Origin of the sequence: Fictibacillus iocasae (assembly GCF_042665465.1) — a bacterium.
In the GTDB taxonomy this organism is placed as follows: Bacteria; Bacillota; Bacilli; order Bacillales; family Fictibacillaceae; genus Fictibacillus; species Fictibacillus iocasae.
Genome location: NZ_JBHTCP010000048.1, coordinates 110,820 through 122,730 on the forward strand (window position 1 = coordinate 110,820; position 11,911 = coordinate 122,730).

General features: G+C 47.1%; 9 protein-coding genes, 15 tRNA genes and 1 rRNA gene. 3 read left to right on the plus strand and 22 right to left on the minus strand.

Features of this window, described 5'->3' with window-relative positions; all coding sequences use genetic code 11:
- Positions 1-70: 70 nt before the first annotated feature.
- Positions 71-1,966 carry a PrkA family serine protein kinase gene (locus tag ACFQPF_RS14985; protein WP_379750523.1) on the minus strand — a complete coding sequence of 632 codons (1,896 nt, stop codon included), beginning with the start codon at positions 1,964-1,966 and terminating at the stop codon, positions 71-73.
- Positions 1,967-2,138: 172 nt separating this feature from the next.
- Here ACFQPF_RS14985 and ACFQPF_RS14990 point away from each other — a divergent pair, with 172 nt between their 5' ends.
- Positions 2,139-3,971 carry a transglycosylase domain-containing protein gene (locus ACFQPF_RS14990; protein ID WP_379750524.1) on the plus strand — a complete coding sequence of 611 codons (1,833 nt, stop codon included), beginning with the start codon at positions 2,139-2,141 and terminating at the stop codon, positions 3,969-3,971.
- Positions 3,972-3,991: 20 nt separating this feature from the next.
- Here the strand turns inward: ACFQPF_RS14990 and ACFQPF_RS14995 are convergent, their stop codons facing one another.
- The 5 genes from ACFQPF_RS14995 to queG all read right to left on the minus strand — a co-directional run bounded on the left by ACFQPF_RS14995 (position 3,992) and on the right by queG (position 8,670).
- Complete coding sequence (locus ACFQPF_RS14995) at positions 3,992-4,552, minus strand: DUF5366 family protein (protein WP_379750525.1); 561 nt, start codon at positions 4,550-4,552, stop codon at positions 3,992-3,994.
- Positions 4,553-5,361: 809 nt separating this feature from the next.
- Complete coding sequence (gene trmL, locus ACFQPF_RS15000; protein WP_379750526.1) at positions 5,362-5,838, minus strand: tRNA (uridine(34)/cytosine(34)/5-carboxymethylaminomethyluridine(34)-2'-O)-methyltransferase TrmL; 477 nt, start codon at positions 5,836-5,838, stop codon at positions 5,362-5,364.
- 135 nt (positions 5,839-5,973) lie between these two features.
- Positions 5,974-6,855 carry an amidase domain-containing protein gene (locus tag ACFQPF_RS15005; protein ID WP_379750527.1) on the minus strand — a complete coding sequence of 294 codons (882 nt, stop codon included), beginning with the start codon at positions 6,853-6,855 and terminating at the stop codon, positions 5,974-5,976.
- Positions 6,856-6,926: 71 nt separating this feature from the next.
- A complete protein-coding gene (locus ACFQPF_RS15010; RefSeq protein WP_379750528.1) occupies positions 6,927-7,463 on the minus strand; it encodes a methylated-DNA--[protein]-cysteine S-methyltransferase in 537 nt (178 codons plus the stop codon).
- 61 nt (positions 7,464-7,524) lie between these two features.
- Positions 7,525-8,670: a tRNA epoxyqueuosine(34) reductase QueG gene (gene queG, locus ACFQPF_RS15015; RefSeq protein ID WP_379750529.1), complete on the minus strand. Its 1,146-nt coding sequence runs from the start codon at positions 8,668-8,670 to the stop codon at positions 7,525-7,527.
- A gap of 71 nt (positions 8,671-8,741) precedes the next feature.
- Between queG and ACFQPF_RS15020 the strand changes: the two genes are divergently transcribed.
- A complete protein-coding gene (locus ACFQPF_RS15020; protein WP_379750530.1) occupies positions 8,742-9,404 on the plus strand; it encodes a B3/B4 domain-containing protein in 663 nt (220 codons plus the stop codon).
- A 185-nt stretch (positions 9,405-9,589) separates the two neighbouring features.
- Positions 9,590-9,940 carry a hypothetical protein gene (locus tag ACFQPF_RS15025; protein WP_379750531.1) on the plus strand — a complete coding sequence of 117 codons (351 nt, stop codon included), beginning with the start codon at positions 9,590-9,592 and terminating at the stop codon, positions 9,938-9,940.
- Between the two features lie 154 nt (positions 9,941-10,094).
- Here the strand turns inward: ACFQPF_RS15025 and ACFQPF_RS15030 are convergent.
- The 16 genes from ACFQPF_RS15030 to rrf all read right to left on the minus strand — a co-directional run.
- Positions 10,095-10,179: transfer RNA gene (locus tag ACFQPF_RS15030), tRNA-Leu, on the minus strand.
- Positions 10,180-10,220: 41 nt separating this feature from the next.
- Positions 10,221-10,294 (minus strand) — tRNA-Cys (locus ACFQPF_RS15035).
- Positions 10,295-10,311: 17 nt separating this feature from the next.
- A tRNA-Gly gene (locus ACFQPF_RS15040) sits at positions 10,312-10,386 on the minus strand.
- A 9-nt stretch (positions 10,387-10,395) separates the two neighbouring features.
- Positions 10,396-10,470: transfer RNA gene (locus ACFQPF_RS15045), tRNA-Gln, on the minus strand.
- 4 nt (positions 10,471-10,474) lie between these two features.
- Positions 10,475-10,550 (minus strand) — tRNA-His (locus ACFQPF_RS15050).
- Positions 10,551-10,570: 20 nt separating this feature from the next.
- Positions 10,571-10,644: transfer RNA gene (locus ACFQPF_RS15055), tRNA-Trp, on the minus strand.
- A gap of 34 nt (positions 10,645-10,678) precedes the next feature.
- Positions 10,679-10,763 (minus strand) — tRNA-Tyr (locus tag ACFQPF_RS15060).
- A 106-nt stretch (positions 10,764-10,869) separates the two neighbouring features.
- Positions 10,870-10,945 (minus strand) — tRNA-Thr (locus tag ACFQPF_RS15065).
- 16 nt (positions 10,946-10,961) lie between these two features.
- Positions 10,962-11,037, minus strand: a tRNA-Phe gene (locus ACFQPF_RS15070).
- 3 nt (positions 11,038-11,040) lie between these two features.
- A tRNA-Asp gene (locus ACFQPF_RS15075) sits at positions 11,041-11,116 on the minus strand.
- Between the two features lie 75 nt (positions 11,117-11,191).
- Positions 11,192-11,268: transfer RNA gene (locus ACFQPF_RS15080), tRNA-Met, on the minus strand.
- 168 nt (positions 11,269-11,436) lie between these two features.
- Positions 11,437-11,512, minus strand: a tRNA-Val gene (locus tag ACFQPF_RS15085).
- A gap of 19 nt (positions 11,513-11,531) precedes the next feature.
- A tRNA-Glu gene (locus tag ACFQPF_RS15090) sits at positions 11,532-11,606 on the minus strand.
- Between the two features lie 19 nt (positions 11,607-11,625).
- Positions 11,626-11,717: transfer RNA gene (locus tag ACFQPF_RS15095), tRNA-Ser, on the minus strand.
- 2 nt (positions 11,718-11,719) lie between these two features.
- A tRNA-Asn gene (locus ACFQPF_RS15100) sits at positions 11,720-11,794 on the minus strand.
- A gap of 12 nt (positions 11,795-11,806) precedes the next feature.
- Positions 11,807-11,911 (minus strand): 5S ribosomal RNA (gene rrf, locus ACFQPF_RS15105); the annotation flags it as partial.

Below are 11,911 nucleotides of genomic sequence, written 5' to 3' on the forward strand. Positions count from 1 at the left end.
GTCTGTTTCAGAATCGTCAGAAAAAGCATACCCGGATGCCTTGCTTCATCCAGGTATGCTGGTATCACTATTATCGGTTAAGGAGGCTTCCGACATACCTTAGCAGCTCATTGGCACTTGTCGTATTGTAGCCGTGTTCGTCAACGAGACGCGCGATGACTTCGTTAATCTTCTTCAGCTGAGACTCATCTGGCGTTTTGGATGATGTCGTGATCTTCACCACATCCTTCAGGTCAGCGAAAAGCTTTTTCTGGATCGCTTCACGAAGGCGTTCATGAGACTGGTAGTTGAACTTCTTCCCTTTTCTTGCATAAGCCGAGATTCGAATGAGGATTTCTTCACGGAACGCTTTTTTTGCGTTTTCTGAAATGCCGATCTGCTCTTCAATCGAACGCATCAGCTTTTCGTCAGGGCTCATCTCCTCGCCTGTCAGCGGATCGCGCAGCTTGTTTTTGTTGCAGTACGCTTCCACATTATCCAAATAATTGTCCATGAGTGTGATGGCGGATTCTTCATACGAATATACGAACGCTTTCTGGACTTCTTTTTTCGCGATTTCATCGTATTCTTTGCGTGCGACAGAAATAAAATTGACGTAGCGTTCTTTGTCTTCCTTCGAGATGGAGGCATGGTGATCCAGACCGTCCTTGAGGGACCGCAGCACATCGAGCGCGTTAATCGACGGAATTTCTTTACGGATGATCGTGGATGAAATGCGGTTGATAATATAACGCGGATCGATTCCGCTCATTCCCTCATCCGCAAACTCTCGCTTCAGCTCTTCCAAATCCACATGGTTAAAGCCTTCCACGATTTCACCATCGTACAGCCTCATCTTCTTCAGTAAATCCATGCCCTGTTTTTTCGAATCCTTCAGTCTCGTTAAAATAGAGAAAATAGCGGCAACACGCAGCGCATGCGGCGCAATGTGGACGTGTGACATGTCACTGGACTGAATCATCTTCTCATAAATGCGTTCTTCTTCAGAAACTCTGAGGTTGTATGGGACGGCCATGACAATGATACGGGAATGAAGGGCCTCATTCTTTTTGTTCGCGATAAATGAGCGGTATTCGGCTTCGTTCGTATGCGCTACGATCAATTCGTCGGCTGAGATCAACGCGAATCGGCCAGCCTTAAAGTTGCCTTCTTGCGTAAGAGATAATAAGTGCCATAAGAATTTTTCATCACACTTGAGCATTTCCTGAAACTCCATCATCCCACGGTTCGCTTTGTTTAGTTCGCCGTCAAAGCGGTAGGCGCGCGGATCGGACTCTGAACCATATTCGGCGATCGTCGAGAAATCGATGCTTCCAGTCAAGTCGGCGATATCCTGAGACTTCGGGTCGGACGGACTGAACGTTCCAATTCCGGTTCGTTTATCCTCTGAAAAGAAAATCCGTTCCACGACGACATCTTCAATGCGGTTGCCATATTCTTTCTCGAGCCTCATCGTGTTCAGCGGCGATAAGCTTCCTTCGATACGGACGCCATATTCTTCAAAGAAGTCCTGTCTTAAGTGATGCGGGATCAAATGCAGCGGGTCTTCATGCATCGGGCAGCCTTTAATGGCATACACCGCTCCGCTCTCTGTCTTGGAATATTGCTCGAGGCCTCTTTTCAGCATGGTCACGAGAGTTGATTTACCGCCAGAGACTGGCCCCATGAGCAGAAGAATCCGTTTGCGTACATCCAGACGCTTTGCTGCGGGATGAAAGTATTCTTCTACAAGGCGTTCAATCGCTTCTTCCAATCCAAAAATCTGGTTGTCGAAAAATTGATACTTCTTCTGACCGTTAGAGTTATCAATGCCAGCGTCTTTGATCATGTTATATACGCGGGAGTGTGCTGATTGGGCGACATGCGGCCGCTCTTTTAAGATATCTAGATACTCGGCAAAAGTACCTTCCCAGACAAGACGCTGCTCCTCCTCACGGTGCGATTGTATTTTCGATAAAATATCCATGAGTACCTCCCTTGATTTTTTGGCTCCATCAAGTGTTAATCTACTCTATGCGAGGATGTCCGTAATCATTCGGTCGAAACATTATTTTCAGATAAGGAGATTATTTCCTTCCCATGCGAGCCTGCATGGTAAAATAGGCATACATCAACTTTTAACACGCTAGAGGTGCATCATGAGTCGTTTGTTCGGTTTTGCTGCGTCCCTTTTTCTGCTCGGAATTGTGGCGCTTGCATGTATAGGATTAAAACAGGAAATACAACGCTACACCCCCATTGATCAGACGGTGCGTTCCATCGCAGATGTTTCCCGCTATCCGCTGGAAAAGAACAGCACAGCCTTGGACAGCAGCGGCAACGTGTTCTTCGAATTTAGGGGAACAGAGAACAGAATTTACATTGCGTATGAACAGATACCTAAAAGAGTGATTCAGAGCTTTATAGCCACAGAGGATCAGGATTTCCTCACACACCATGGCATTGATGGTAAGGCGATCGCACGCGCCCTGGTTACAAATCTGAAAGGCGGCGGTATCCAGGAAGGCGCGAGCACCATTACACAGCAGCTCGCACGAAACATGTTTCTCAATCATGACCAGACCTATGACCGGAAGCTGAAGGAGCTGTTGATCTCCTATCAGATTGAAAAAACGCTCAGCAAGGAAAAAATTCTGGAGCTGTACGTGAACACGATCTATTTTCAGAACGGTGTATATGGCATTGAAACAGCGAGCCGTTATTACTTGGGCAAGCGTGCCAGTGAGCTCACACTCGGTGAAACCGCCCTGCTCGCCTCTATACCGAATAACCCCTCCCTCTATAATCCTGTGACAAAGCTGGAGAACACAAAGAAACGGCAAAAGTGGATTTTAGATAAGATGCTAGAACAGAAGAATATTAAGCACGCAGAGCATGCCGCTGCGTGGCAAGAAAAAATCGAGGTACAGCAGAATCTGCCTTATAGAAGCTTTCCCGGGTTTGCCGCTTACGTGAGAGATGAGTTTCAGCAGCTGCTAGCCGATAGTCGACCAGAGCTCAAAGGAAAAGCATTGAGCAAGGAAACGGAACGGCTCATCGGTGAAGGAATTGTCATTGAAACCGCACTGGATCCTTCGTTACAAGCAAAAGCAGAACAGTCACTTGTCAACCGGCTGCCTTATCAAGAGGTGGAAGGCGCGGTCGCTGTTGTCGATCACAAACAGCATGAAATCATTGCTCTGTCAGGCGGCAAGAAATCCAACTATACAGACTTTAACCGTGCCTATGAAAGCCGGCGTCAGCCAGGTTCGGCGATTAAGCCACTTCTGGTGTATACGCCATATATTGATACGTTCAAAGCAAGCGGAGGCACATTAATCAATGCAGGGCCCTTCTGTAACAACGGCTATTGTCCGCAAAATTATGGAGGCGCGGTGTATGGCCGCATGCCGCTGAGCCAAGCTCTGGCATTTTCCGTGAACACACCAGCTGTCCGCCTTTTACAAACGACGGGTGTTAAACAATCGTTTAATTATTTGGAGCCGTTTCACTTTGGCGGCATCTCTACCAATGATCATCGTCTGCCGGCTGCGTTAGGCGGTTTTGAGTTCGGCTTTTCACCGCTGGAATTGACTTCGGCTTATAGCACGTATGCATCCAATGGCATCTATACGGCTCCTCACGCCATACGTTCGGTGAAATCAAGAGATGGCCAAGTTCTCTATCAATGGAAAAAGTCCAGCACTCCTGTATGGAGGCCGGACACGAATGAGAAGATGAGAGCATTGCTCAGCATGGTTGTGTCGTCTGGTACAGCTCGCCGTGCTTCGTTTGCCGGATCATCTTATATCGGAGGCAAAACGGGAACAACGAATAATGTAAACGACTTATGGTTCGTCGGTTTAACCGACCGGTATACGGCCGGTGTCTGGATCGGTCGTGATCAGCCTGCTTCCATCCGCTTTGTAGAGGGCATACAGCCGCAGATCGGCATATGGCGCGATGTCATGTCCTTCGCTCATAACCGGTAAATGTCCATTTCAACTTAAGGTTATGAGGCGATTCCGGCCATGAGCGCGTTATACAGCCTGACGACGGTATAGGCGGTCACCAAGCCGAATGCGGCCCAGAAGAACAGCTGCAAAAACACCATTCCCATAATGTTCACAGAGTTCATATACGTACTTGCTTTTAGCAGGAAGTAAAAGAAATAGACGAGCGCTGATGCTGCGAAAAGTATAAGGATGATGGTGAGGCTGAAGTTCAGCACGACGGCTGCCATCGCGCCGCCAAAGAATATCCAGCCTCCCTGCCTCGTCAGTCGAAGGGTATCGCCCTCTTTATCCATAGAAAAGAAAAACAACCCAAGCTGCATACATGAGTCTGACAGCAGCTTGAGCGCCGCGAAGGTCATGAAGAACAGGAGAAACAGACAGAAGCCCGCTGAAAGGTGAATCGTCTGGGCGGAGAACAGTTCCCGCATCCCTTGATAAACGCCGAAAAATTTCAGTTTACTAATTAGCAGTCTTTCAATATGTATGGCAAATGCGCTGCTGAACAGGATGATGGAAAACAGCGGCAAGTACCCGGTGATGTATACATTCTTCTTCAAAACAGATGATGTACCCCTTTCTGCATAAATCCTGTCCTCATTATACTCATTTTAGATTCACAGCGCTTTCTTTTTCCTTTATAATAAAGAAAACTTGGTTGACTCGTCAGCCTTAGTTGCACTTATACTATGGACTTTAACTTTTTGCCACGTCAATAAATCATCGTTGCAAAAAAGGTATATTTCCTATAGTGTAAAAAAAGGATACAAGGAAAGACTTATGCAAAAGGAGGACGGTAAAATGAGCTTTATTCTCATACTGCTTGTCATGCTTACGTTCTTAACTGCCATCTTTACAGCGGGCTACAATGACCGCCCTGGAAAGAACTAATACGCATACATATGAAAACGCCCCGATGTTTTGGGGCGTTTTTTTATTTAGGTATTTAGTATTCTTGTTAGTTTTGATGAAATCTGTGATATGGTTGATTTCCGTTACAGGCGCACGCTTATCCAGAGGGGCGTGGCGAAAAGCAGGGATGGCTCGTTCAGCCTAGGGCAAGCAAATGAGGAAGGGACCGAGAAAATCGCTCTTTGACTTATCGGGCACTTTCTCATTTGACCTCAAGGGGCTAGCCCTTCCGCCGCCAGCACCTTCGGAAGGTCTCACCTGTCTCACCTGTCTCACTCATCCCGCTGGAGTCTGCGCCTTTCACTCCAATCAACCTAGTCATGAAGCATTCATAGAAGAAACGACAAGTACTAAGATAAAGGTAATATCCACACAAAGTTCACGGAAGTATTACATCTAGCTTTCAATGTCAAAACCTCTTTCCACCATGCATGTTATCCAGCCATCCGCACTATGTTTATTTCCTCAGGTTTGGGTAGTCTTGTTGTCTTAGGGCTTCGTATATGAGGATGGCTGCTGTGTTGGATAGGTTTAGGGAGCGGATGTTTTCGTTCATCGGCAGCCGCATGCATGTGTCCATGTTGCTGTCGATCAGTTCCCGCGGCAGTCCTGTTGTTTCTTTTCCGAAGATGAAGAAGTAATCTTCTTCTCGATTGGTATAGTCAAAGTCTGTATGGTTTCTCTCTCCGAATTTCGTGACAAAGTGAAACTTGCCATCAGGGTATCGGTCGAAGAGTTCTTGTATGTCATTATAATACGTCAAGTTGACGTGCTCCCAGTAATCCAGCCCTGCACGCTTTAAGTATTTATCATCGGTTGAGAACCCGAGCGGGCGGATCAGATGCAGGTGCGTGTCTGTTCCTGCACATGTTCTTGCGATATTGCCAGTGTTCGCCGGTATTTCCGGCTGATAGAGTACAACATGAATAGCCAAAAAGCTCACCTCTTATTAATGATTGCTTCGACTATTATAGCACGCAACAGCGAAAGGGTCCGGTACCATTTCATGAAAATTTAGCGATAACGCCAATTTTCCGATGATGGTACCGGACCCCATGCTTTCTGCACTTTATACGATATGAAAGAACTTATATTGAATCCGCTTCGTGTATGCTGTGGAATCCTCGTATCCCCAGTAGCGCATGCGGCTGTTAGTGGTGTTGGCGTTAACGAGCGGTTCTCCCATCGGATCCTTCGCCACTACAATCGTGCTGTGCTCCCACCTGCCATCACCGTCAAAATCATAGCATACGATGTCACCGGGAAGCAGCTGGCTGGCAGAATATTTTTCTTCTGCGACAAGCCCAGTGCGCGATCCGCTCAAATACCAGCGAAATGCGTTCGCCACACTCCACGAATAGCTCCAGTTATTGTTTCTCATCCACCACCCTTTTGAACGGACGCCATGGTTTGTCATCTGTATACCGCCTGCGTTAATGCATTGCGAGACATAGTTCGTACAGTTCACATCGAAATTTTTGAATGAAGGGTTATGCGAATTCCACCACCGCTCGGCATACTTTACGGCTTCCATCCGCTGATAGATGCCTTTGCGGAAATCGGGCGGAGACATATCGCGGTCGATTTTACTGGCGTCGGTTGAACTTCCTTCTTCAATGATTGGGCCATCGCTCAGCATGACATCATCTTCAAACACACTGCGCCTTTCCTGAACAAGCTCTTCTACATAAAAGTCATAGCCTTGCTTGATCAGCAGGCTATGGTGCACCAGATAGTCGACCTGTGTCTTCCCGTCTGCTTCCTGTGTCCGAATGATCGAACCGCTCGTCTGATTATTGACGATGCTCGCCTTTCGTTCTTTGAGCATCTCTTTTTTTCGCAAAAAACTTTCCTGTTCCTTCACCATATAAAAGACTCTCGATGTACGCTCGCTGCCAATCATCCATTGAGACTGTGTTTGTATATAATTTTTCAGTATATTCGTCCACATGAACGGCCACTCCTCTCTGCTTTATTAACATATGAGAAAACGGCAAAAAAAAAGAACCCGCAAAATGGGTTCTACGAGGATTTCTGGCAGCTAGTATGCTCGATGGAGAGCAGTATTTCTTTCTTATCCAAACCTCCGCCATAGCCAACAAGCGCACCATTGGAGCCAATGACACGGTGGCATGGAATGAATACCGGCACAGGGTTCTGGTTATTGGCCGACCCGACGGCTCTAACCGCTTTTGGTGCACCGATTCCGGATGCCACTTCCTTATAGGAGCACGTTGATCCATATGGTATAGACGTTAGCTGCTCCCAAACTTTTTTCTGGAAAGGTGTTCCGTATAAATCATACTCTAGAGCAAATTCTCTAAGTGTTCCGTTAAAATAATTTCTTAACTGTTCTGTTGCGGCTGCTAATTTTAAAGGAGCATGAACGAGCTCTCCTTTAATAAAATACTTAGCCATCCATGCCTGAAGCGATGGAGTATTTTCGTTTAATGTGCCAAAGTCCAGCCGGCAGATCCCCTTATCGGTAGAAATAATCGTAAGCGGACCAATTATGCTTTCACATTCCTCGTAGTAGAGTACGGTTTTTATCTGACACATACATATCCCTTCTTCTTCGTTACTTGTCCTTTATACTATCCGACATGAGTAACTTTTGCGATTATGAAATTTGTTCATTTTTCATCATTTTTAGCCCTTTTTCTATCTCTGTAAGCACTTTCTCATCTTTTTCGTTTTCTTTTGCCACTATAAGATGATTCTCTGTATTTTCTCCGCCTATTTTACCAAGCGCCCATGCTGCCGTTCCGCGCATGACAGGCCGCGGGTCTTTTGTCATAACATGCACAAGATCAGAAACCGCAGAATTGTCTTTAAAATGAGCAAGAGCCAAAATGGCGTTCCGCTGTATCGGTTTTTTCCCGCGCCAAGACCCTGATACATGGCCAAACTTCTCCTTAAATTCCCGGTTGCTGATTGTAAGCAAGGGACGAAGCAGTGGCTTTGCCAGTTCTGGATCCGGCTCCATCTCCGGATGAAGATGGAAATCCTTTTTCTTATTTTCTGGACACACCGTCTGGCACGTATCGCAGCCGTAGAGCCGGTTTCCTATCTTAGAACGGTACTCATCTGGCATAAAATCTTTTGTCTGTGTCAGGTAGGCCACACATTTGTTTGAATCAAGCTGCCCCCCCTGTACGAGCGCTCCTGTCGGGCATGCCTCGACGCATATATTGCAAGATCCACACTGATCTTCCATCGGCGTGTCAGGCGGAATCGCGATGTTCGTGATTAATTCTCCTAAATACACATAAGAACCGAATTCAGGTGTAATGATCGCACAGTTCTTTCCGGTCCAGCCAATTCCCGCTCTCTCGGCGACTGCCCGGTCGGACAGCTCTCCTGTATCGACCATCGACTTCACGGCGGCATCCGGATGTTTCTCCAAAATGAATGCTTCCAGCAGCTGCAGCTTTTCCCGCAGCACATGGTGATAATCCCTTCCCCATGAGGCTCGGCAAAAAATGCCCCGCCTTGCTCCTTTCACACTTTTCGGAGCGTCTTTCATTTTAGATGGATACGCCAGAGCGATCGAAATGATGGAGGACGCACCTGATAGAAGCCGTTTTGGGTTCGTCCGCTTTTCAATATCCGGCTCTTCAAAACCTGACTGGTATCCAAGCTCCTGCTGAGTAATCAGCCTTGCTTTCAGCTGCAAAAACACGTCTGCCGCTGCAAAGCCGATCTTATCAATGCCGATTGTTTTACTATATGCGATTATCTCTTCCTTTAACTGGGCGCCTGTCATGCTGCGTCCTCCTTTCTGCAAGATTTATTCAATATATGGTACACTTGTGAATAAAAAGGGTGGTGCACATTATGAAAAAAGGGACGATCAGCCCTGCTGTCAAACAGCTTGTCCCCGGCTTTAAAATCGGATTCATTACCTACCATCATATCGCGGTTGGGGATTCTCCGCAAATGATTAAAGGCCGTTTCCAGCTATTCACTGAATCCATCCGTCTTGAGGATAAACAGCCATCAGACTGGCCGTATATTAAAGAATACCGCGATGTTTTCAAGTCTCTCGGAACAGATCCTTCCCGGTACAGACCTGCGTCAGAAGCACTGCTCCGCCGAGTACTGACAGGTAAAGACCTCAGCCCTGTAAACAGTGCTGTGGATGTTAATAACTTCTTTTCTCTGCGCCATGCACTGCCACTCGGCATATACGATGCCAAAATGATCGATGGGGATGTCGAGATCCGGCTCGGTAACGCGCAAGACGAATATGAAGGGTTAAACGGTCGTTTAATGAACATGGAAGGAAAGCTTGTCAGCTGTGATGCGAAAGGAGCATTCGGAAGCCCTATCGTTGATTCTAAACGGACTATGATGACAGAGCAGGCAAAAGAGGCCTTGCATATTATCTATCTTCCTCCGTCATTAGAGCCAGAAAATGCGGAACAGCTTCTAACATCCATCGCTCAAATGTTTACACAAGTTCACGGCGGAGAGGCTCATATCGCGCTTCTTACGTAATAAAGCACTTCCCGAGGGAAGTGCTTTATTAAAACCTACAACTAGCTTGTTATATATATAGTCATGCCAGTCTGAAAAAAGTACTTCACTCAGTAAATTTTTCTATTTATTTGGCAATTGTACAAGCCATGATGATGGAGCTGTCATAGAATATCGTACCTTGTACTTGAAAGGAGTGATGTACAATGGCAGCTTTAACGACTGGGCCTTTAAGAGAGGCAGGAAGTACAGTAACAGTAGATATTATTAACGAAGATGCAGCTGCACAGCAGACGGTTATCATGCAAGCATTCATTTTAGAAACAGATGGCACAAGAACCCCTTTCGTATCCGAAACGTTCACGATTGATCCGGGAGAGTTTGCTACGCGGACATATTCCATCGGCTTTACAGACGCTGTTGAGTTTCAGATTGATGTGTTTCCTTCCAACGATTTTTCCGCAACGTTTCGATTCGCCAATGATCTTGACGAATCCATTGGATACCTCGTCCGTCCTGAGTTAACTGAACTAACCGCGATTACTCCTATACCGTAATAGACGTGCGGACAAGCTGCCGACTGATAATCGGCAGCATTTACATACCTTCATCCATTTTTCTAGCATGTTGCTTATGGCACAAACTGTAATTAAAAAACGGCCTCTACTAAGTGTAGAAACCGTCATTGATTGTTTGTATAAGGAAGTAAAATGGTACCGGTGGCCGGGGTCGAACCGGCACTCCAGAAGGAACACGATTTTGAGTCGTGCGCGTCTGCCAATTCCGCCACACCGGCATGGAATCGAAAATAAGTGCTGCTTGCTGCTAAAATTAAAATGGAGGCGGCACCCGGACTCGAACCGGGGGTAAAGGTTTTGCAGACCCGTGCCTTACCACTTGGCTATGCCGCCGTTATAAAATAAAAAAATGGAGCGGAAGACGGGATTCGAACCCGCGACCCCCACCTTGGCAAGGTGGTATTCTACCACTGAACTACTTCCGCATATAAAAATGGCTGGGCTAGCAGGATTCGAACCTACGCGTGACGGAGTCAAAGTCCGTTGCCTTACCGCTTGGCTATAGCCCAATAATGGGGCGATCGAGGGGAATCGAACCCCCGAATGTCGGAACCACAATCCGATGCGTTAACCACTTCGCCACGACCGCCAGAATATCTAAGATGTAAATGGCAGGGGCAGTAGGAATCGAACCCACACCAAAGGTTTTGGAGACCTTCGTTCTACCTTTAAACTATGCCCCTATAAAAGGTATTGTGTTTGTCTGTCAAAAAAGAATGGTGGAGGGGGACGGATTCGAACCGCCGAACCCTGAGGGAGCGGATTTACAGTCCGCCGCGTTTAGCCACTTCGCTACCCCTCCACATGAGAGACAAATACTATTTTAATTCATGTTTGCTGATTTTTCAAGAGTGAATTTTTTTGTTGACTGATCACTCTTTGCAGCATCTTCACTAATAAAAAAGTGATGGTGCCGGCTAGAGGACTTGAACCCCCAACCTACTGATTACAAGTCAGTTGCTCTACCAATTGAGCTAAACCGGCTCAAGAGTTAAAAATATGGTGGCTCGGGACGGAATCGAACCGCCGACACGAGGATTTTCAGTCCTCTGCTCTACCGACTGAGCTACCGAGCCAAATGGCGGACCCGACCGGGGTCGAACCGGCGATCTCCTGCGTGACAGGCAGGCATGTTAACCACTACACCACGGATCCATTTGGTTGTACCTAAACGGTACTTCTGATATTTTATGAGCTAGGTGTTAATCGACGCAGTTCATAAAATAAAATTGGTTGCGGGGACAGGATTTGAACCTGCGACCTTCGGGTTATGAGCCCGACGAGCTACCAGACTGCTCCACCCCGCGACAATGAGTATGCTTACGGATGATGAGTCCGCGTTTGTTGTTTCTTCCTCTACACGCATAACCAAAGTAGTAGATGCGTCGAAACATGTCGCCGTGTAATCACTGATGATTACGCTCCATGCTCCACCCCTGCATTGATGCATGCAATGGTGTTTTTGAAAGAATAAATGGTGGAGGATGACGGGATCGAACCGCCGACCCCCTGCTTGTAAGGCAGGTGCTCTCCCAGCTGAGCTAATCCTCCGGATTTTAAAGTTGTGAATTGGTGACCCATACGGGATTCGAACCCGTGTTACCGCCGTGAAAGGGCGGTGTCTTAACCGCTTGACCAATGGGCCGATATTTTATATGTATTCATGGCGGAGAGCAAGGGATTCGAACCCTTGATACGGGGTTGACCGTATACACGATTTCCAATCGTGCTCCTTCGACCTCTCGGACAGCTCTCCAATGGCTCCACAGGCAGGACTCGAACCTGCGACCGATCGGTTAACAGCCGATAGCTCTACCACTGAGCTACTGTGGAATATGTAGTACAGCCCGGCCACGTCCTACTCTTACAGGGGGAAACCCCCAACTACCATCGGCGCTGAAGAGCTTAACTTCCGTGTTCGGTATGGGAACGGGTGTGGCCTCTTCGCCA

Coding starts and splice junctions, on each gene's coding strand:
- ACFQPF_RS14985 (WP_379750523.1), bottom strand. CDS start 1,966: ATGGATATTTTATCGAAAATACAATCGCACCGTGAGGAGGAGCAGCGT.
- ACFQPF_RS15020 (WP_379750530.1), top strand. CDS start 8,742: ATGAAAAAAGGGACGATCAGCCCTGCTGTCAAACAGCTTGTCCCCGGC.
- queG (WP_379750529.1), bottom strand. CDS start 8,670: ATGACAGGCGCCCAGTTAAAGGAAGAGATAATCGCATATAGTAAAACA.
- ACFQPF_RS15005 (WP_379750527.1), bottom strand. CDS start 6,855: ATGTGGACGAATATACTGAAAAATTATATACAAACACAGTCTCAATGG.
- ACFQPF_RS15025 (WP_379750531.1), top strand. CDS start 9,590: ATGGCAGCTTTAACGACTGGGCCTTTAAGAGAGGCAGGAAGTACAGTA.
- ACFQPF_RS14990 (WP_379750524.1), top strand. CDS start 2,139: ATGAGTCGTTTGTTCGGTTTTGCTGCGTCCCTTTTTCTGCTCGGAATT.
- ACFQPF_RS15010 (WP_379750528.1), bottom strand. CDS start 7,463: ATGTGTCAGATAAAAACCGTACTCTACTACGAGGAATGTGAAAGCATA.